Consider the following 20,007-nt stretch of genomic DNA (forward strand, 5'->3'; position numbering starts at 1 on the left):
TAATTCTTACCCAAAGCTACAATCAATTCTATTGATTAGAAAACGCTTTACTATTATTATACTCTTCAAAAAAAAATAAACAATAGTTATAAGCTTTTCGTTATATTTTCGGCATAATTTTACCTAAAATTAATCAAAATTTAAAAAGATTAACTTAAATCTCATAAAATGATATAATTAGAATAATATTAGGAGGAAATATGAAATTTATTAGCACTAGGGATAATTCAATAACTATCGATTCTCAAGAAGTAATCTTCAATTGTATAAATGATGATATTTACGTTCCTTTGAATTTAGATAATTTGTACGATATTGATGTTCTTAGAGATATGACATATAACGAACTTGCTATATATATTTTGAAGCATTTTTTAACTGATATCGACGAAGATTCAATATCAAGCATTGTAAATAACGCTTACGATGGAGATGAGCCTAATGTTTTTTTGAGAAAAACAAATGATAGATGCTACGTCGAACTTTTCAACAACAAAAGTCTATCTTATAGGGACTTGTCATTGAGTATTATCTCTAAATTTATAGATATTAATTTGAATAATAATGAAGATGTGAAAAACTTATACTTGTTCACAGCTTCTACTGATATTTCTGTGTCTACGATTGAGAATTTCAAAAAGATGAACACAAAAGTTTTCGTGTTTTATCCAAATAATATCTCAGATATCGAAAAATCAAAATTATTATCCACGCTTTCCGATAATATCTGTGCAATTGGCGTAGATGGTGATTTTTATGAATGTAAAAAATTGGTGGATAGTTTGATAAACGATTCTGATATCAAAAATTTGATTGCACAAAAAGAATCCGTGATTTCTACGTGCAATTCGTTGAATATAATCAGAGTTCTCACTCAAGTTATTTATTATTTTTACAGTTATGTGACTATGGTAAAATACGGAGAGATAGAAGCTGGAAAAAGAATCAACGTAAGTATTCCTACGGAAAATTTCGGCAATATAATGGCTTGTTTCTACGCAAAAAGAATGGGACTTCCTATTAATAAAATAATTTGTGCGACAAAAACTCCATTGTCTTTCAAAAAATTCTTGGATACTGGAGAATTTGTCTATGACGAAGTTTTCGGTGAAGAATCAACATCATTTGAAAGATTGGTCTTGGCAAACATCGAACGATTACTTCATCATTTGATAAATGATCACGAAAGAATTAGAGAGATTTTCACAGATTTTAGAGAAAACAATAAGTTTACTTTGTATCCAGAAGAACTCGAGAAATTAAGTTGTATCGAAACATACAGCTTGACAAGTGATGAGGTTAGTCAGAAAATTTTGAGATTATTCTTGGAATGTCAGTATCCATTATCTCCTCAAACCGCAACGGCTTCTCTCGCCTACGACAAATACGTTATCGATTCTTATGATTACACGCCTTCAATAATTATGGCTACAACTTCTCCATATTCATCTACAGATAAGCTTTTGAAATCATTCGGATACAATGAAGATTTGGATATAAATATGGCTTTGGAAAAATTAAACTCTTTTATAAAATCGCCTATTCCCGATAATTTACAAAACATCAAAAAAATTGACACTAAAACTTTTAGTTCAACTGAAATCAAAGATATAGTTTACAAAAAAATACAAGAAATGAATTAAGCGGCGTAATTTTACGCTGCTTTTTGTTTTAAATAAATGATTAGCGGATATATATTTATATGAGTAAATTTGAAATAAAACAAGGGGGCATTATGAAAAATTTTACATTTTACAATCCAGTAAGAGTACATTTCGGTAAAGGTCAAGTTACAAACCTAAAAGAAGAATTAAAAGATTACAATAAAATTTTGGTAACTTATGGTGGAGGAAGCATCAAGAAAAATGGCGTCTACGATGATGTTATGAAAAATCTGAAAGGCAAAGAAGTTTTCGAACTTTCTGGAATCACTCCAAACCCAAGAACTGACAAAGTTTATGAAGGAATCAAAATCTGCAAAGAAAATGACATTGATTTTATACTAGCTGTCGGCGGCGGATCTACATTGGACTGCTCTAAAGCTATTGCAATGGGTGCAAAAACTAATGAAGATTTCTGGGATTATTTCTTCGAAGAAAAAAACAAACCAACTGATGCTATCAAACTTGGAACAGTAATAACAATGGCTGGAACTGGTAGTGAAATGGACGGTAGTTGTGTAATTTCAAATATCGAAAGAAAGAAAAAATACGGCTACGGGCACAGATTATTGTATCCAGTATTTTCAATAATCGACCCAACATACACTTATTCACTTCCAAAATACCAATTAATCAGTGGAACTTGCGATATGTTCAGCCACATAATGGAAGAATATTTTTCAGAACCAGATTACGAAAACACAACAGATAATATATCAGAAAGCTTGATGAAAACTGTAATCGACAGTATCAGAGTAGCTCTCAAAAATCCTAAGGATTACCAAGCTAGAAGCAATCTAATGTGGGTAAGTACACTTGCAATCAACGGACTTACTGCTACTGGCAAAAGCTCAGATTGGTTAAGCCACAAATTGGAACACACATTATCCGCGTATTTTGATGTAACTCACGGAATGGGACTTGCAGTAGTTCATCCAAATTATTTGAAATTTGTCTACAAAAATCATTTGGAAAAATTCAGAAGCTTTGCAATCAATGTGTGGAATATAAATCCAGAAGGAAAAACAGATGAAGAATTAGCACTAGAATCAATCGTTGCACTACAAAACTTCTTCAAAGAAATCGGAGCTCCAACTACACTTCGTGAACTTGACATTCCAAAAGACAAAATAAAAGAAATGGCTGAAAACACAGCTGCATATAAAACAAGCTACTCAGATTTGTCAACATCAGACATCGAAACAATTTACAATAACGCATATTAAAACTAAAATCTGCCTTGAAACAGGCAGATTTTTTAGTGAGATAAAATTATTTCTTTATTGTAGTTTTTAATTATATTTTTATGGTCGACAAAAATAACTATTCCTTCAATTTCATCAAAAACTTTCAGAAATTTTTCGGTTGATTCGATATCCAAGTGATTGAGTGGTTCGTCAAATATAAATATATTTGAGTTTCCTATTAACGCCCTATCCAAAGTTATTTTGTGTTTTTCCCCACCAGATAGATCATTCACATTTGTTTTCATTAGTAACTTATTATCTGTGAATACAGTATCTATTTTTTTCTTCCCAAGGAAAATATTCTCTTTCACAGTAGTTGGAAAAACATAAGAGTTTTGACAAAAATAATTTATGTTGATATTCTTCGCATTATTTAACTCTGTGTTGTTAATACTAATATTTCCATTATAATCGGTATAAATGTTACTTAAAATTTTAATTAAAGTTGTTTTTCCAGTTCCATTTTCTCCAGATATTTTAACTTTATCTCCTTTTTTTATAATAAAATTTACAGGTTTTAAAATATTTTTGTCATTTACCGTGTAACTTAAATTTTTAGCATTTATTTCGATTTCACTATTGCCACTATTAGAAACCTTATCTTCTGGAATAATTGAATAAAATTTTCCAACATTAACTTTTAAACTTTTTAATTGAATAAATGAGTCCACGGACTTTTTCATACAATCAAAAAATTTATTGATAACAACAGACATAGCTAAAACTTTTATTATAGAATTTATTCCTATAATTTTCCTAGAGCATAGAATAATTCCAATTCCCACTACTAGTATTAAAAACAATCCATCTGCTAAATTTCTTACTGCGTTTTGAGTTTTTGTATACATTTCTCCTGTTGATATTTTATCATTCAGAAATTCATCAAATAATTCTTTGTATACCTGTATGAATTTTGTGTACAAATTATTAAATTTCAACCAATCTTTTTCGAAAGAGCAAGAAAATAATATTTTTCTTTCATTTTCTTTAAATGTATATTTGTTTCTTGTATATTCAGAAACTTCATTCTTAAAAGTAGTAAATGATACAAATCTTAAAAATCCCATAGCAAGTATGAATATGAAATAATAAATTGGTAATTCTTTCAAGCTTATTATCAAAATTAAAACTATTATTAAAGCTTCTGAAATATTTTGAAATGCCCATATAAAATTCAATCTAAGCATAGTTGCTTCTTTTTCTATAATATTGTCAAATTTATAAGATTTTATATCTCTTAAAATACTTTCATCAAATTTTAAGTATTTGTCTATTAGCAAATTTTCGTGAGTAAAACTATTTTTCAGGATAATTTTATTTGATAAAATCTGAAAAATAGGTATCAAAACTACAGTAATCAAAATAGCAATGAGCAACTTATATATTGAAGATTTCATCATTTTTATATCTGAATTCAATACTGCAGATGTAAAAGTTCCCAAAACTATCGCTATGAAAACTGCTGACACATCTTGAATTATATTGCTAATAAGACCTAATATTGCGCCAAGTCTCATAGACTTGAATAAATCCTTATACATAATTATCACCGCTATCTAAATCTAAAGTCTTATTGCATATTTTATTTAACCTTTCATCATGACTAATTACAATCATTTCTCGTGAATCAGAGCTTAAAATACCGATTAGTTTTTCCACTGATTTATCATCTAAATGATTTGTCGGTTCATCTAACAAAAGTATATTCTTATCAGATGCCAGACACACTGCTAATGCGAATTTTTTCCTTTCTCCACCTGATAATTCATCTAAGTATTTATTCCAATCAAGCTCCTTAATCCCAAAATAATTGCAGAGTTCTTGCACTTTCTTAACGTATTCTTTTCCTTCAAGCATATTCATAATCTCTCTCATAGTAAAAGAAATACATAAATCATTTTGATTTAAATAGCTTATAAGTTTTTCTGGAATATCTCTAATAATCAATTCGCTATTTGAGTGTAAAAGTCCTAAAATTAAATTGAAGATTGTTGTTTTACCTTTGCCATTACTTCCAGAAATTAGAATTCTATCTCCTTTTTCTAACTTAAGATTAGTTCCATTTAAATTTTGACAAAAATCTAAATCCTCAATTTTTAAATCTATTAGAGAATCAGTATCTGAAACTGTTACATCGTTACTATTAATATCTTTATTTAAAATATTATCTATTCTAGTTTTTGATACATTGAATTCTTGAACCTTCGAAATATATTTTGTTATATTCTCAAAATTGGAATAGAACGTACTCAGTAACATAATCATAAACACCGACTCAGCAATAGTAATTTCTTGATTATAGATTGCTATACCAATAATTGCATAACTAACTATTTTTAAAATCAAATCTAACAGAGAATACATCGCATTTTCAAGAGCAAATGCGATTTCAGCCTTAGTTCCTGCATTTACATTCAGTTCATCTAAATTCCTTTTATTTTTAAAATACCAATCAGTCGCATTAAAAGTTTTCAATACATCTCTTCCTTCTGATGCTGAAATAATCCAGTTAGTAGTATCTTGTTCTATTTTTCTAGTATCCATGTAAATCTTATATAAGCTATTTTTAGTAATTATTGGCGGTATTATTTGCAAAATAGCTAACAAAGCAAAAATAAAAGTCACCTTATAACTTAAAACCAAAAATGAAACAAGTACCGTCGCAAAAATAAATAATGAAGAAAAAAATTCTACCAAATATTCAAACCTAAAACTTGCTACGATTTCGCTATCCTTATCTACAATTTGCAAAACTTGCTCTCCTGACAATTCGAATAACAATTCTTTTCGTAAATTGTAAATATCTTTTAGTATGTTGTTTTTTAACTGAAATTTTAATTGATGTTTTATTAATTCTAATTTATAAGGTATTAGTTTTTCTAATAAAAATTTCACACCAAATACTAATATTATAATTAACATAGTTTTTATTGTATTTTGAAATTCTACTGTATTTAGTTTTACAAATTCGTCTGCAAAATTTGATGTAATTACAGACACTAAAAAATCAAGCACAAAAATAAATACATAAAACAAACTTGAATAAATAAAATATTTTTTCTCTTTAGTTTTCATAATCACAAATTCCTCTCTTTTTTGATTATACCACCTAATAAAATCTTGCGAAATAGAATAAATTTCAAATCTACATTGTTTTATGATATCATTTATTAATACGGAGGTAATAAATGAATAATAGAACTAAAGGTATTATAGCAATATTATTGTCAGCATTTGGATTTGCTCTTATGAATTTATTCATACCACTTGCTGGAGATTTGCCAACTATTCAAAAAAGTTTTTTCAGAAATTTGATTGCTTTTTTGGTGGCATTCGCGCTTTTATTGAAATCAAATAAAAAAGAAGAAGTAAAAGAACTTCACGATGTTAAATCAATCCCATGGAAAACTTTGATTTTGAGAGCAAGTTTGGGTACTGCAGGAATTTTTTGTAATTATTATGCGTTGGATCATCTATTTATTTCCGATGCATCAGTTCTCAACAAACTAGCTCCTTTTGCGACTTTGATTTTGTCTTGGGTTTTCCTAAAAGAAGATTTGAGAAAGGAACACATAATTTCGATTTTGATAGCATTTGTAGGGGTTTTGTTTGTTGTAAAACCTACACTACAAATCCAGGAAATTCTTCCATATTTAATAGGAATTTTGGGTGGAGTTTGTGCAGGTGGAGCTTACACTTGTGTTAGAAAATTAAACACGCTTGGAGTTAACAGTTCGTTTATCGTTGCGTTTTTCTCGGGATTTTCGTGTATAGTATGTATTCCTTTTATGATATTTAATTTTGTTCCAATGGGAACATCATCAATCCTTGCTCTTATCGGCGTTGGACTTGCAGCCCTTATCGGACAATTTGGAATAACATTAGCTTACAAATTCGCACCAGCTTCGGAAATTTCTGTGTTTGATTATTCTACGATAATTTTTACAGGATTGTTCGGATTTTTATTCTTACATCAAAGCCCTGATTATTTAAGTATAATCGGCTATGTGCTAATATTCAGTGGAGCTTTAATTAATTTTATGAACAATAGGAGAAAACAAAGAATGTTAATAAATGAAAAATCTGCACGAGTATAATCTCATGCAGATTTTTTTAAAAAAAACATTTTTTTATTTTTTATCATATTAATAATTTCGCTATCATGCGTAATCAAAATCACTATTTTCTTTTTAAAATACAACTCATTTATCATCTTCGCTATTTTGATTTTATTTTCTTCATCTAAAAAATTAGTAGGTTCATCTATTATATAAACACTCTTATCCGTATTTAATGCTAACTCTATTTGTGCTTTTTTCTTTTGTCCAGAAGAAAAATTTATTTTATCAGATAACAATCCAAAATTAGATATATTATAATCAGATGATATGTACACCATATCATAGTAGCTCTCTTTTAATATTCTTCCATTTATTAATATATCTCCATTGTATCTATCGGTATAATTCAAAATAGATTCTATCACAGTTGTTTTTCCTACACCATTATCTCCAGAAATTATATTTATATTTTTATTATCAAATTTCATAGAAATTTTTTCATTTAATACTTTCCCTTTATTACTCAAACATTCAAAATTCACCAATTCTATTTCTTTTATAATATCATAATTGTATCTTGTTTTTTTTACTTCCATAAAATTCAAAAAACTATTTATTGCTGGCTTTGCTGTTAAATATTGATTTCTTATGTCAAACAAATATTCTACTGGTGTCCAAAATCTAGACACATAAAGTTGTGTAGCATAAAAAGTACCTATTGTAATCATATTTTTATACACATAATATCCAGAAATCAAATACATAGAAATTATTACACCATTTAAAATAAAATAAATCATCATATTATTTACAAGAGATTCTAATTTATATTTTTTATTTAAGGTATTCTCATAATTTTCTAATAAAATTTTTATATCAAACATCTGCTTTCTTTTTAAAAGTCTTTCTGACTTTGTAATAGAATATTTATCTAGCAGATATCCCTTAATATCTCTATTATTCGTTAAATCTTTTTCCGAATAATCTGAAATCAAATAACCTAATTTATATGATATATATGCACCTACTGGGACTACAATTATCATAACTAATGCTAAGCTAATAGACAATTTTAACATTATTAAAAATATTGCTATCATAGTAATAATAGAAAATGCAATACTAATAGGTATATCTACAATAAAGCCTTTTATTAATGTAAGATTATTTGTTATTTCTTGATTAATTCTATCTCTATTAATTGAATGTTCTTTTACTCTATATGTATCCAAATTTTCATTTACCTCTTTGAAAATATTAGATATTGCTGATGTTTCTACTTTTTTACTGAAAATATCAAATATATAAGATACAACCTGAGTTAATACAAATAAGAAAACATCTATCAGTCCAAAAATCAACATATTATTAAAATTTTTATTCATTGCATTATCTATAAACTTTTTTGCAACAAGTGGAGATACTAAAAACAAAATTTTTAATAGACCATTTATCAAACAATAAATGGCAAGGCTTTTATTTGAAACATATCTTTTTAATTTCAACATTATTTATCATCTCCAATGGGTTTTCTATGTAAACACCAAATTCATTTGACAATTCAAACAAAAAATATAATTTATTCAAATAATTTATAGATTCATAATTACAATTTATTATAAATCTTTTCATTTATTATAAAAAAAAGGAAACATTTTGAACTGATTCTCAAAAATTAGATATAAAACCAACTTTAAGAATATTCGCTCATTTTTGATTCCTCTTTTTTACAATTCAATGTTTAAGCTCTTCTTGGGCATTTATCTTCTCCGCCACTGCCACCTTCTCTTAATACTGTAAACATAAATAAACCCACCTCCATTGCTAATTTAATCCTATCATATATATTATTAAATATCAAAATCATATTTACCCACCTTGTGATTCATAATGTTTTATTCCTCTTTTCCACATAAAATAAATTATTACGGAAAAAATCGCCATATAAACTATCTGTTCTAACAACAATAAACTCATATTGTTTGAGTTTATTATGTTTGCAGGGATATAATAAATTCCTGCAAGAGGATTGTGTTGTATAATTTCAAATTTCCCAGAGAAAAACGCTAAGGGAACTACTTCTCCTGAAAATATTGCCAGAATATACCAGAAAATATCTCTAAGACTAAGTACAGATTTTAACCAAAATGTTAGTAATCCTAAAATGCATAACACTTGAAACATCAAACAAAATCCTAGAAACAAGGATATTATAAAATAACCAAGCGATGCAAATGAAAACTTATTGAAATACAACTGAACTGCTATCCAAAAAGCTATCCCCAAAGGCATTGATATTACAACTCTTCCTATAGATATGCAAAATCTAGTAAGAGGATAATAAATTGGCTTAGTTATCAGCGTATCAATATTTCCCGAATTTATGTCTTGGAATATGTAATAAGTTTCTGCCATTGTATTTGATATTGAATTTTTTACTACCAAAATCGTCATGAAATACGCAATCACATCGTCAAAATTCATTCCAGCAATATCAGCTTGTCCTTTCATTATGAATTTCCACAAAAAATAATAAACAATTATTGTAATTGGTATATAAAATATGGAGGAAACAAAAGAAATAAAGTATTCTTTTGAATTTAGGTATTCTATTTTCATAGACGCTAAGTATTTTTTCATTCTAACCTCCATTTGAAGAATATCTTCTAAGTCCACGATTGTACACAATGTATAAAATCATCAAGCTCACTGCTAAAAAAATTAATATTAGAGGAAAATGTCTAGTAGGTTTTCCGCTTAAAGCTAGTGTTGGAACAAATGCTATCAATGAAACAGGAACTACATAAGTCAGAAATTTTCTCAAAAAATTCGGAAAAATTGTAGTGGGATAATTTTTTGAAAAATTAAAATTGAAAATCAAATCCCTTAATGTCGATATTTTTTCAAATCTTAAACTCAGCATCGTTATTGTCGCATAAATCGTTTGATAATACACGTTCCCTATTATTAAAAGAATTATCATCCTTAATACAGCTAAAAAAGAAATCGCGATATCAAATTTCACTACTACCACAATTATTCCAACAATTCCAAGCACGAGTTGTTCAACGAATGCAACAAGTGGAATATTTTCTATCATTATCATAAACAAAGTATTTTGAGGGCGATACAAATACCTATCCAAACTTCCGTCACGCACTAACCACTCAAAATCTCTGAGTCCGAAAAACATTTCTTCAATAGCTGAAGATAACATCCCGACCATTGCCAACAAATATATGAAAGATTTGTCGTATCCAAAAGAATCTACATTGTCAAATAACACAACCCAAAACAAAATCGTCGACAATAATTGGAAAAGGCTGTGAAAAAATATCATGATTATTTCATTTGGATAAGCAAACATCTTTTTCAGAGCAATTCTTAGAGAACAAGCAAATAATTTCATCATTCAACCCTCAATTTAGTTTTCAAAACATCTTCCAAGCTCAATTCTTCGATAGTAAATTCGGACTTAGAAAAGTTTGAAATATCTACACTATTTAACTGATCGATTGTCAATAAAGCTGTAGCCTTCTCATTGTCGATGTCTGGATTAAAATCCTTCAAATACTCAACGTATTTTGAAGATACGGTTAGTTTTCTATACTTATCCCTATCCAAAAATTTATTGCACCTTCCATCGTAAATCACTTCTCCATGATTTAATACTATAATTCTAGGGCAAAATTTATCTATATTTTCTATCTCATGTGTAGTCAATATAATAGTAGAATTATATTTTTGGTTTATCATATTCAAAAACTCAAATATATTTTCTTGAACCACAACATCAAGACCAATAGTAGGCTCATCCAAAAATATCGTTCGCGGCAAATGAATCAGACTCACTGCCAATTCACACTTCATCCTCTGACCGAAAGACAATTTTCTTACAGGAGTATGTAAAAGTTGCGAAAGTCCCAGAACTTTATCAAATTCTTGTAATCTTTTCTCAAATTCTGTATCCGAAATTTCATAAACTTCTTTGAAATATTTGAATGATTCTATCACATCAATATCGTAAAACATACACGAACGTTGTCCCATTGATACTCCAATTTCATTCAAAAATTCTTTTTTCCTATCAGACGGAGTGAATCCATTCACTTTTATAAAACCATCTGTTGGATACAAAATTCCCGTCATCATTTTAATCGTAGTAGTCTTCCCTGCTCCATTAAGCCCAATGAGTCCGACCCTTTCTCCATCTTCAATTTCAAAAGAAATTTTCTTCACTGCATTAACGATAGTTTTTTCTTTGTTTAATAAACTTTTTCTCTTAATTATTTCATAATCTTTTTTCAGGTTGTTTATCTCTATCATAATTCGCCCCATGTTTATACTTTCAAATATCATTATATATTATATCCTAAAAAAACAATTTCCTGCTACATGTTAGCAATAAAAAAAGCACGAGATTAGTCGTGCAATTTTTTACATAGAAATTTATTTTTGTTTTCTACAACGCTCCAAGTGTTATTAGAAATACTTCGATAAAAAGCAATACGATATATGATTTTTGGAATTTTATCCTTGAACCAAATCCCACAATACAAAATATCGACCACATTTTTAAAACATTAACTGTAACCGCAGGATCACTTGCTTGTAGCACAACTTTTATGCTAAAAAATATACTTACCAATAATATTGCGAATTTAAGTACATCTCCAAGTCGAAATAGCGTATCTTTTAATTTGCTACGCTTATTAAATATTATCTTCCCGTATGTTGTTACTGCTTTTCCTGAAAAATAATCGTGCAAATCTCCAATAAAATAAATCAAGAAATTAATAATTAGAGAAATACAAACTCCCACATTCAGACTGTTTAACACTAAGTTTGTATATTGTGACCATAATAAATTCAAAACCACACTAATCACTGAAATAATCAATAATATACTGATAAATGCTACAGATTTTTTTATGGAAACTGCTTGGAAAGCATTCTGCTTTTTTAAAATGGATTCTAACTCCTTATCCGCCTCAGAATTATTTGCAAATACAATATACGTATTATTTTCGTGTATAACTTCAGTTTTATTATTTTTCATTTCTCTGATTTTTTCATCGATATGTTCGTCCAAACGCTTACGCAAAATAGTAAAAGATTTACTTTTTTTATCTTCCATGTGACTAAACTTTAATACATCTAAAAATTCTCCCACTGCGCCACAAAAACTGTAGCCTTTTATTGATTGTTCTTCCAAATATTTAGTCAATGCTGGTGTTTCATAAAATTGATAGTTGTTATAAGTGTTTTTAGTTCCCATATTATTAACCTCTTTTAGTTTACATTGTAACTGGTACTAATTTTCCGTCTTCTAATTTTAAAATAAAATCGCTCATTTTAATTGCTTTACTTGTCAAATGATGTGTAATTGCTATTACTGTCAAATCTTTTTTCGAAAGTATGCATTCTTCAACAATATCCACGCTGTGTTTATCCAATGATGATGTAGATTCGTCTAATAAAATACAGTCGAAATTTTCGTTGAGAAGTCTTGCAATGGCTATACGTTGTTTTTCTCCACCTGAGATAGATTTGTCTTCACTGGAAATTACAGTGTCAATTCCTTTTGGTTTGGAATTAATCAAAGTATTTAATCCAAGTTGTTCAATAATTGTTTTATCTACAGGTTTGTTGTCAAACAAGGATATATTGTCTTTGATGCTTGCTGTGAATATTCCAGTGTCTTGTGTTGCAAATCCGATTTTAGAATAATATGTGCTATCTGTAATATCCAAAATATTTTTATTATTAATCTGAACTTCTCCTTCCGTTGCTATTTCTTGTTTTTGCAAAATCTTGAATATGGTTGATTTACCCGTTCCACTTTCTCCAATAATAATGTATTTCTTACCCTTTTCAAATGTAAAATCCAAATTTTTCAAAACATATTTGTCGCTTGTTGGATATTTAAACGAAATATTGTTTAATTTCAAATTATTAAATTCGAATTCATCTTCTACTTCAACAGGCATTTCTTCTGAGATGAAATTCATAATTTTGTTTTGGACTGGCTTTGCTGATTTAAAACTTGTCATTATATCTGTGAAATTCAACAACGGTCCTGTCACATAAGCCATAAGTTGACTTGATTCTATTACTTGACCGATGGTTATTCTATCCTTAAACACTAGCCAAATTCCGACCAACATACAACCCAAATACATTGCCAACGAACTAGCAAATGATAAAACGTAAATAGTTTTGCTCAAAGTTTCCTTGGTATTTGATGCGTTACGATATTCAATGGATTTATCTTGGTTAATTTTTTGAAAAATAATTTCTCTTTTGAAAAACTTAATCAAATTGAAATTGTTCACGAATTCTTGCAAACTAGACGTGTATTCATTTCTTATATTCATAAGTTCTTCTTGTCTTTTTTCGATTAATTTTTCGAAAATAAATGGAACTGCTAATTGCACCACAGAAAATATTATTATTGTGATTGCCATTATTATGTCGATTTTGACAAGCAACACTATGGATATAACGAAATTGAGAATTTCATGATATGAAGACACCATATTTTTGAAATAATCCATCTTCAAATCTTCCAAATCATTCAAAAACATTGATATATAATATCCACTATTTTGTTTGGATATTTTGATGAGAGATTCGTCTGTTATACTGTTGAACAAATCATTTCTAACATTATATATACAATTATTCGTAAGTTCTACTGTGCTTTTTCGATATAATAAATCGGAAATACTTGCAAAAATTATGTACAACACAGAAATCAGAATTAATCTGGGCAAAAGTTGTTCTTCTCCATTAGTTCCTGCATCTGTTATAATTCTTAAAAGCCACGCCAAGCCAATATCAAACCCAACAGCAATAGGCGCTGTGAGAATAGTTAGGTAGAATAATTTTTTATTTTGCGTAATATATTTGAACATTTTCATCATTCCTTTAAATTAAATATATCACTTGTTTTATGTTTATTCAATGATTTTTTTTATTATTCAACGTAATTTTATTTCGCACATTTTTTCTGAATTTGTGATATAATTATTTTGAGGTGAATATTATGGAAAAACATATTAAAACTTTAACACCTAACACTTTGAAAGAATCAGCTTGCAAAGGTGGTTGTGGTGAATGCCAAACATCTTGCCAATCAGCTTGCAAAACTTCTTGCACAGTTGCTAACCAAGAATGTGAAAACGAAAATAGATAATCTTGTTTACATAATGATTGAAGACTTTTAAGTAAACAATCAGATATGCGATTATTAAATTGATGCCACTCTTTTGAGTGGTTTTCGTTTTTTATTGACTTAATTCATAATTTTCTATAAAATAGTACGGTAGCTGAAAGGAGAATTATATGATACATAAATACAAAATGAATGGCCACAACATTGTTTTAGATGTAAACGGTGGAAGTGTCCATGTTTTTGACGACATAAGTTACGATGTACTTGATTATTACAAAGATTTAAGTGCAGATGAAATAGTAGAAAAATTAGCTCAATATCCTGAAGAATCTGTCAGAGATTCTATCAAGGAAATTGCAGAATTGGAAAAAGCGAATATGCTTTTTTCATCGGATGATTATCTTCACATTGAAGATTTCAAAAAGAGAGAACCTGTTTTAAAGGCAATGTGCCTTCACGTTGTTCACGATTGTAATTTGAAGTGCGAATATTGTTTTGCTTCACAAGGTGATTTCGGTGGACACAAAGCTTATATGACTGAAGAAGTCGGCAAAAAAGCTTTGAAATATTTGGTTGACAATAGTGGTTCAAGAAAATTCTTGGAAGTGGATTTCTTCGGCGGAGAACCTTTAATGGATTTCGAGCTTGTTAAGAAATTAGTTAAATACGGCAACGAAATAGCCGAGGAAAAAGGTAAGAAATTCAGATTTACTATAACTACTAATGGTGTTTTATTAGACGATGACAAGATAGATTTTATCAACAAAAATATGCACAACGTTGTTCTTAGTCTTGATGGTAGAAAATCTGTCAACGATAATATGAGAAAAACTTTGAATGATAAGGGCTCTTACGATTTAATCGTTCCTAAATTCCAAAAGCTTATTAAAGGAAGAAAAGGAAAATATTATTATGTTAGAGGAACATTTACTAAGAAGAATTTGGATTTTTCAGAAGATGTAAAACATTTCAAAGATTTGGGATTTGAATTGTCAAGTATTGAACCTGTTGTAGACAGCGATTACGATGATTACGCTATTACTAAAGAAGATTTGGACACTGTTTTAAATGAATACGAAAAGTTAGCAGTGGAATATGCAAAAGATCAAGTAAATGGTTCTAACTTCAAGTTCTTCCATTTTATGGTTGATTTGACTCAAGGTCCTTGTGTTATTAAAAGAATGCAAGGTTGTGGAGCTGGCTGCGAATACGTTGCAGTTACTCCAGAAGGAGACATCTATCCTTGTCACCAATTTGTCGGCAATGAAAAATTCAAAATGGGCAATATTTTAGATGAAAATCTAACTTTACCAGAAGATATGCGTGAAGAATTTTTGAATTGTCATGTATTTACAAAAGAAGATTGCAAGAATTGTTGGTGCAAATTCTACTGTTCTGGTGGTTGCCATGCAAATGCGTACAATTTTAATAACGATATTTACAAACCTTATGAATTAGGTTGCGCAATGCAAAAGAAACGTACTGAATGTGCAATTATGGTTGAAGTGGAGAAAATGTTGAATGCGTAATTTGTATGATAATCTTATAAATAGAAAAGAAAAAGTAAGCTTTCATATGCCTGGTCATAAGGGCAAGATGTTGGAAGGAATGAACGATTTTCTTGAAAATATTTTAAAGATTGATGTAACAGAATTATCTGATACAGATGATTTGTACCATGCAAATAATATTATAGCTGAGGGCAGGAATAATCTTGCCCTTTTTTCGCATGCAAAAAAATCAATGTATCTTGTCAATGGTTCAACCTCTGGTATCGTCGCAAGTATAATGAGCGTATTAGATGAGAACGAAAAAATTTTGATAGAGAAAAATTGTCACAAATCCGTAATCAACGGCGTAAGACTCGCACGTGGAGAATCTGTGGAGATCGACTGTGATGGAGTGTGTGAACAAGAAGTTTTGATAGAAAATTTGAAAAAAGATTCATCTATCAAAGCAGTTCTCATCACACGTCCCAATTATTATGGGATTTATCAGCCTATCGAAAAACTTGTAGAATACTGCCACGAAAATAATATCAAGATTATCGTAGACGAAGCACACGGAACGCATTTCGCACTGGACTGTTTCGACAAAAATGCAATGCAACTAGGTTGTGATATTTCTATTAATTCATATCACAAAACAATGCCTGCATTCACACAAACTGCTGCGATTAATTTCAACTGCGAATATGAATTGATAGATAAAACCATAAGTAATCTACAAATGATTATGACATCTTCCCCATCGTATATTTTCATGACATCTGTAGAATATGCAATTGATTATTGCACTAAAAATGAAAACAAATACGCTGAATTAAAAGAAATAATAGATTGGTTTTATAGTGAGATTGAAGGCTTGGATTTCATAAGAAAAGCTCCTATTCAAAAAAATTGCAAGAGAGATTTTACAAGAATTGTCCTTGAATGCGACAATCCAAGTGATGTCAATGAGCATTTGATAAAAAACGGAATTTATATTGAAATGATAGACGACAAAAATCTCGTATTGATTTCAACGATTGCAGATGAGAAAAAAGATTTTGAAATCTTGCTGGAAGCTCTTCGTTCATATAAAAAATCAGACTCTACGAAAACTTATAAAACGTACGATTATTTACTGAACAAAATAATCGCCAATGATATCGTGATTTATCCACCAGGAAAAATTTTTGCGAAGAAAAATTCCACAATTAATCAAGAACAAATCGATGAGCTGAACGATTTATCATCAAAGGGCGTAAATATTTTATTAAAATAGGTTGACTTTTTTATTGTAACGGTGTATTATTGTTATAGAACAGATGAGAAAGGAGATAATATGCAATTTGATGATAATAAGCCTATCTACATTCAAATCGTAGATTATTTTAAATACAAAATAATTAGGCAAGAATTAAAGTCTTCTGATAAAATTCCTTCTGTCAGAGAAACTGCGAAAGAATTAAACGTAAATCCTAATACTGTTCAACGTGCTTATGCAGAGTTGGAAAGCTGTGGAGTTACTATGAGTAAACGAGGACTTGGTTCGTTTGTAGATGTGGACGATGATAAATTAAAAGCTTTGAAAAATGACATGGCAGAACAATTGATCGATGATTTCTTAAACGAAATGTATCAGATGAATATGCCGAAAGAAAAGCTAATGGAACTAATAGATGAAAGGTGGACAAAATGAGCGTACTCGAAATAAAAAATTTGTCGAAAAAATACGGCAACAAACAAGCACTTAATGATGTATCATTTACAGCCGAAAAAGGAGAAGTGATTGGACTTCTAGGTCCAAATGGTTCTGGCAAGACTACTTTAATCAAAATTTTAGCTGGAATAATAAAAAAATACGAAGGCGAAGTGAAGATTGATTCACAAAATGTTAATTACAAGACAAAAGAATTCGTAAGTTATTTGCCGGATCGATTTTTTCTAGACCCTAACCTTACAATCGCCCAAACACAAGCATTGTTCGAAGATTTTTATTCCGATTTTGACGGAGAAAAATTCACTAACTTTATTGAACAAATGAGTTTGGACAAGAAAATGAAAATTAGCAATCTATCAAAAGGTATGACTGAAAAGTTGAACTTGGCACTTGTGTTATCACGTCACGCTAAGCTTTTCATAATTGACGAACCTATCGCAGGAGTTGACCCTGTAGCTCGTGAACAAATTTTGGATGCAATCATTGATAACATCGACCCTGATTCTACTCTCGTAATTACCACTCACTTGGTTAGAGATATCGAAAGAATTTTCGACAGAGTAATAATGCTCAACAAAGGTTCTGTGGAATTAAATGATAGCGTAGAAAATTTGAGATCAACTTACAACAAAGGCATTGAAGATGTGTACAAACAAATTTTTGGAGGTCACCATGCTTAAACTTTTAAAACACGATTTAAAAAACAACTTGAAATTATGTTTGATATCATTACTAGTAGGATTATTGGGAAACAGCTTTTTATATGCATTATTTAAAAATTCAATAATGACAAATACTCAAACATTGGGATTTGTAGAAATGCTCTTCTTGATTTTATGTATACTTGCAGTTTTCGGAAGTTTTTTGGCATTGACTGTACAAATTGTCATGGTGTTCAGACGAGATTACTATTCCGACAGAGGATATTTGATGTTCACCCTTCCAGTTAGAAGCAACGACATTTTAATGAGTAAATTATTATTCGCTCTTATTTGGACAGTAATATTTGGCGTAGCTTTTTCTTTGATAAACTTCTTGGGAATGTATTTTATCGGTGAGTCAAAATTTTTAGAAATGATTAAATTGGCATTTAATAATCCGTACTTTACGATTTCTCCATTTACGTTTATACTTTTGACAGTATATTTTATTATAAGTACATTCATAGGATACATCGTAATGTATTTCTCAATAGTTGCTACGAAATCATTGTTCCCATCAAACAAAACTGGCTACTCATGGATTATAATTATGATTGTGATTAATGTGGTTATATCTCTAATCGACCAAGAAATATTCACAAGATTCCCTTACCTAATCTCATATGTAGGTGAAGGAATCGTAAATGCTAGCGAATTAATAACGCTAAAAAATTCAGATACAATTACAATGAACACATTCACAAAATTGATGGGAATACCTATTTCAAGTACTATTATTTGGATATTGACAGGACTTGGCTTATACCAAGCATCGATAAAAATGATGGACAATTCAATAGATATTTAAACGACAAAAAGCCTCATATTGAGGCTTTTTTTAAATTACAAATTGATATATAAGTCCAAGCGTTGCACACACGCCGATTATCTTAATGATAGAAACTTTTTTATAATACATTACAAATCCCACAACAAATGAAACAACTGCAATAATATTGATATTTGTCGAATTGAATTTGCCATTAAACACTGCTGATTCGAACAAATCGATAAATGCAATGAAAATAAGTGCTGCAACTGCAGGTTTGATTCCTTTTAATATATAATCCAAAAACTTTAATTCTTTTCCCGAGAAAATCAACTTAGACAATGGAAGCAGAATAATTAACGCCGGAAACACCAATCCAGTAGTTGCTACAACAGCGCCCAGCACGGAATATATTTTCATTCCAACAAATGTCGCAGAATTTATTGCTATCGGTCCTGGAGTCATTTGAGAAATCGTAAGTACATCTGTCAATTCTCTAAGACTAATCCATTGATTTTCATTTACGACAAAATTTGTGATAAGCGGAAGTGTTGCATATCCTCCACCAAAAGCAAATAATCCTACTTTAAAAAACACCCAGAATAATTTAATCAAAATCATATTTGCCACCTACAATCTTTGAATACATTACTCCTATACAAGCACACGCAAGTAAAATTATCGCAACGTTTATGTTAAATACAAATCCCATTACAAATGCTAAAATCATTATTCCAATTCCAAGTGCTCTGTCTTTTTTCAAATTTGATTTTGCCAAATCCACAACAGTTAAAAGTAATATCGCACTGATTGCTCCACTCATACTAATAAGCATCATATTGATAAATGGATTATCGTGAATTTTGTTGTAAATCAAACTTACAATCGAAATAATAACCAAGCACGGAAGTGTTGCTGCAAGTACACTTGCAATTGCTCCTTTTGTTTTGTTTATCCTGTATCCCAATAAAATTGATGTATTAATAGCCATCGCTCCTGGACAACTTTGTGCCAAGGCGATTATCTTCATCATTTCGTCGTCGTCAATTATTTTTTTATTCTTAACAAACTCATCTCTAATAATAGGTACTATTGTATACCCTCCGCCAAATGTTACGGCATTAATTTTCAGAAGAGTTTTAAATAAATCAATGTTTTTCAAATTTATCACCTAGATAATATTATCC

20 protein-coding genes are annotated in these 20,007 nt (G+C 29.5%); 9 read left to right on the top strand and 11 right to left on the bottom strand.

The genetic code is table 11. The features are described 5' to 3' along the window. Positions 1 to 200 precede the first annotated feature (200 nt). Together FMG_RS06645 and FMG_RS06650 are read left to right on the top strand one after the other, a co-directional pair. Positions 201 to 1,643 carry a threonine synthase gene (locus tag FMG_RS06645; RefSeq protein ID WP_012290938.1) on the top strand — a complete coding sequence of 481 codons (1,443 nt, stop codon included), beginning with the start codon at positions 201 to 203 and terminating at the stop codon, positions 1,641 to 1,643. A 92-nt stretch (positions 1,644 to 1,735) separates the two neighbouring features. Beyond that, entirely contained in the window at positions 1,736 to 2,887 is a 1,152-nt protein-coding gene (locus tag FMG_RS06650; protein WP_012290939.1) for an iron-containing alcohol dehydrogenase, read from the top strand. 32 nt (positions 2,888 to 2,919) lie between these two features. Here FMG_RS06650 and FMG_RS06655 read toward each other — a convergent pair whose 3' ends face one another. Together FMG_RS06655 and FMG_RS06660 are read right to left on the bottom strand one after the other, a co-directional pair. After that, positions 2,920 to 4,449, bottom strand: a complete 1,530-nt coding sequence (locus FMG_RS06655) for an ABC transporter ATP-binding protein/permease (RefSeq protein ID WP_012290940.1) — start codon at positions 4,447 to 4,449, stop codon at positions 2,920 to 2,922. Continuing rightward, positions 4,442 to 5,983, bottom strand: a complete 1,542-nt coding sequence (locus FMG_RS06660) for an ATP-binding cassette domain-containing protein (protein WP_012290941.1) — start codon at positions 5,981 to 5,983, stop codon at positions 4,442 to 4,444. The genes FMG_RS06655 and FMG_RS06660 overlap by 8 nt, the downstream gene beginning before the upstream one ends. Positions 5,984 to 6,096: 113 nt before the next feature. On the opposite strand from FMG_RS06660, the gene FMG_RS06665 reads away from it, so the two are divergent. Further along, entirely contained in the window at positions 6,097 to 7,005 is a 909-nt protein-coding gene (locus tag FMG_RS06665) for a DMT family transporter (protein WP_012290942.1), read from the top strand. Between the two features lie 2 nt (positions 7,006 to 7,007). Here FMG_RS06665 and FMG_RS06670 read toward each other — a convergent pair whose 3' ends face one another. From FMG_RS06670 to FMG_RS06695, 7 genes are all read right to left on the bottom strand, one after another. After that, complete coding sequence (locus FMG_RS06670; protein ID WP_012290943.1) at positions 7,008 to 8,477, bottom strand: ATP-binding cassette domain-containing protein; 1,470 nt, start codon at positions 8,475 to 8,477, stop codon at positions 7,008 to 7,010. Positions 8,478 to 8,710: 233 nt separating this feature from the next. After that, a complete protein-coding gene (locus tag FMG_RS09915; RefSeq protein ID WP_262348796.1) occupies positions 8,711 to 8,836 on the bottom strand; it encodes a hypothetical protein in 126 nt (41 codons plus the stop codon). Positions 8,837 to 8,838: 2 nt separating this feature from the next. Further along, positions 8,839 to 9,609, bottom strand: coding sequence for an ABC transporter permease (locus FMG_RS06675; RefSeq protein ID WP_227930504.1), 771 nt, complete (start codon positions 9,607 to 9,609; stop codon positions 8,839 to 8,841). Position 9,610: 1 nt separating this feature from the next. Further along, the gene (locus FMG_RS06680; protein ID WP_012290945.1) at positions 9,611 to 10,381 is read right to left on the bottom strand and encodes an ABC transporter permease; all 771 of its coding nucleotides are present in this window, start codon (positions 10,379 to 10,381) and stop codon (positions 9,611 to 9,613) included. After that, positions 10,378 to 11,295, bottom strand: coding sequence for an ABC transporter ATP-binding protein (locus tag FMG_RS06685; protein ID WP_012290946.1), 918 nt, complete (start codon positions 11,293 to 11,295; stop codon positions 10,378 to 10,380). Before FMG_RS06685 ends, FMG_RS06680 begins: the two co-directional genes overlap by 4 nt. 136 nt (positions 11,296 to 11,431) lie before the next feature. Continuing rightward, the gene (locus FMG_RS06690) at positions 11,432 to 12,247 is read right to left on the bottom strand and encodes a hypothetical protein (protein WP_012290947.1); all 816 of its coding nucleotides are present in this window, start codon (positions 12,245 to 12,247) and stop codon (positions 11,432 to 11,434) included. Between the two features lie 19 nt (positions 12,248 to 12,266). Next, complete coding sequence (locus tag FMG_RS06695; protein ID WP_227930503.1) at positions 12,267 to 13,886, bottom strand: ATP-binding cassette domain-containing protein; 1,620 nt, start codon at positions 13,884 to 13,886, stop codon at positions 12,267 to 12,269. Positions 13,887 to 14,017: 131 nt separating this feature from the next. On the opposite strand from FMG_RS06695, the gene scfA reads away from it, so the two are divergent. The 6 genes from scfA to FMG_RS06720 all read left to right on the top strand — a co-directional run bounded on the left by scfA (position 14,018) and on the right by FMG_RS06720 (position 18,859). Further along, on the top strand, positions 14,018 to 14,167 hold the full coding sequence (scfA, locus tag FMG_RS09540; RefSeq protein WP_002835215.1) for a six-cysteine ranthipeptide SCIFF: 150 nt from the start codon (positions 14,018 to 14,020) through the stop codon (positions 14,165 to 14,167). Positions 14,168 to 14,316: 149 nt separating this feature from the next. Beyond that, positions 14,317 to 15,675 carry a thioether cross-link-forming SCIFF peptide maturase gene (gene scfB, locus FMG_RS06700; protein ID WP_012290949.1) on the top strand — a complete coding sequence of 453 codons (1,359 nt, stop codon included), beginning with the start codon at positions 14,317 to 14,319 and terminating at the stop codon, positions 15,673 to 15,675. Beyond that, on the top strand, positions 15,668 to 16,912 hold the full coding sequence (locus tag FMG_RS06705) for an aminotransferase class V-fold PLP-dependent enzyme (RefSeq protein WP_012290950.1): 1,245 nt from the start codon (positions 15,668 to 15,670) through the stop codon (positions 16,910 to 16,912). Before scfB ends, FMG_RS06705 begins: the two co-directional genes overlap by 8 nt. Before the next feature lie 60 nt (positions 16,913 to 16,972). Beyond that, complete coding sequence (locus FMG_RS06710; RefSeq protein ID WP_012290951.1) at positions 16,973 to 17,329, top strand: GntR family transcriptional regulator; 357 nt, start codon at positions 16,973 to 16,975, stop codon at positions 17,327 to 17,329. Next, positions 17,326 to 18,030 (top strand): ABC transporter ATP-binding protein, encoded by a 705-nt coding sequence (locus FMG_RS06715; protein ID WP_002837125.1) that lies wholly within the window; start codon positions 17,326 to 17,328, stop codon positions 18,028 to 18,030. The genes FMG_RS06710 and FMG_RS06715 overlap by 4 nt, the downstream gene beginning before the upstream one ends. Beyond that, positions 18,023 to 18,859, top strand: coding sequence for an antibiotic ABC transporter permease (locus FMG_RS06720; RefSeq protein ID WP_041250611.1), 837 nt, complete (start codon positions 18,023 to 18,025; stop codon positions 18,857 to 18,859). Before FMG_RS06715 ends, FMG_RS06720 begins: the two co-directional genes overlap by 8 nt. Positions 18,860 to 18,889: 30 nt before the next feature. Here the strand turns inward: FMG_RS06720 and FMG_RS06725 are convergent, their stop codons facing one another. Together FMG_RS06725 and FMG_RS06730 are read right to left on the bottom strand one after the other, a co-directional pair. Continuing rightward, positions 18,890 to 19,441: a chromate transporter gene (locus FMG_RS06725; RefSeq protein WP_002837182.1), complete on the bottom strand. Its 552-nt coding sequence runs from the start codon at positions 19,439 to 19,441 to the stop codon at positions 18,890 to 18,892. Continuing rightward, positions 19,428 to 19,991 (bottom strand): chromate transporter, encoded by a 564-nt coding sequence (locus tag FMG_RS06730; RefSeq protein ID WP_012290953.1) that lies wholly within the window; start codon positions 19,989 to 19,991, stop codon positions 19,428 to 19,430. The genes FMG_RS06725 and FMG_RS06730 overlap by 14 nt, the downstream gene beginning before the upstream one ends. Positions 19,992 to 20,007 lie beyond the last annotated feature (16 nt).

It is taken from the genome of Finegoldia magna ATCC 29328, from assembly GCF_000010185.1.
Classification (GTDB): Bacteria; Bacillota; Clostridia; order Tissierellales; family Peptoniphilaceae; genus Finegoldia; species Finegoldia magna_H.

What these genes read in the sequence shown, in the direction of transcription:
- FMG_RS06645 (WP_012290938.1), top strand. Translation starts at nt 201, where the DNA reads ATGAAATTTATTAGCACTAGGGATAATTCAATAACTATCGATTCTCAA.
- FMG_RS06650 (WP_012290939.1), top strand. Translation starts at nt 1,736, where the DNA reads ATGAAAAATTTTACATTTTACAATCCAGTAAGAGTACATTTCGGTAAA.
- FMG_RS06655 (WP_012290940.1), bottom strand. Translation starts at nt 4,449, where the DNA reads ATGTATAAGGATTTATTCAAGTCTATGAGACTTGGCGCAATATTAGGT.
- FMG_RS06660 (WP_012290941.1), bottom strand. Translation starts at nt 5,983, where the DNA reads ATGAAAACTAAAGAGAAAAAATATTTTATTTATTCAAGTTTGTTTTAT.
- FMG_RS06665 (WP_012290942.1), top strand. Translation starts at nt 6,097, where the DNA reads ATGAATAATAGAACTAAAGGTATTATAGCAATATTATTGTCAGCATTT.
- FMG_RS06670 (WP_012290943.1), bottom strand. Translation starts at nt 8,477, where the DNA reads ATGTTGAAATTAAAAAGATATGTTTCAAATAAAAGCCTTGCCATTTAT.
- FMG_RS09915 (WP_262348796.1), bottom strand. Translation starts at nt 8,836, where the DNA reads ATGATTTTGATATTTAATAATATATATGATAGGATTAAATTAGCAATG.
- FMG_RS06675 (WP_227930504.1), bottom strand. Translation starts at nt 9,609, where the DNA reads ATGAAAAAATACTTAGCGTCTATGAAAATAGAATACCTAAATTCAAAA.
- FMG_RS06680 (WP_012290945.1), bottom strand. Translation starts at nt 10,381, where the DNA reads ATGATGAAATTATTTGCTTGTTCTCTAAGAATTGCTCTGAAAAAGATG.
- FMG_RS06685 (WP_012290946.1), bottom strand. Translation starts at nt 11,295, where the DNA reads ATGATAGAGATAAACAACCTGAAAAAAGATTATGAAATAATTAAGAGA.
- FMG_RS06690 (WP_012290947.1), bottom strand. Translation starts at nt 12,247, where the DNA reads ATGGGAACTAAAAACACTTATAACAACTATCAATTTTATGAAACACCA.
- FMG_RS06695 (WP_227930503.1), bottom strand. Translation starts at nt 13,886, where the DNA reads ATGTTCAAATATATTACGCAAAATAAAAAATTATTCTACCTAACTATT.
- scfA (WP_002835215.1), top strand. Translation starts at nt 14,018, where the DNA reads ATGGAAAAACATATTAAAACTTTAACACCTAACACTTTGAAAGAATCA.
- scfB (WP_012290949.1), top strand. Translation starts at nt 14,317, where the DNA reads ATGATACATAAATACAAAATGAATGGCCACAACATTGTTTTAGATGTA.
- FMG_RS06705 (WP_012290950.1), top strand. Translation starts at nt 15,668, where the DNA reads ATGCGTAATTTGTATGATAATCTTATAAATAGAAAAGAAAAAGTAAGC.
- FMG_RS06710 (WP_012290951.1), top strand. Translation starts at nt 16,973, where the DNA reads ATGCAATTTGATGATAATAAGCCTATCTACATTCAAATCGTAGATTAT.
- FMG_RS06715 (WP_002837125.1), top strand. Translation starts at nt 17,326, where the DNA reads ATGAGCGTACTCGAAATAAAAAATTTGTCGAAAAAATACGGCAACAAA.
- FMG_RS06720 (WP_041250611.1), top strand. Translation starts at nt 18,023, where the DNA reads ATGCTTAAACTTTTAAAACACGATTTAAAAAACAACTTGAAATTATGT.
- FMG_RS06725 (WP_002837182.1), bottom strand. Translation starts at nt 19,441, where the DNA reads ATGATTTTGATTAAATTATTCTGGGTGTTTTTTAAAGTAGGATTATTT.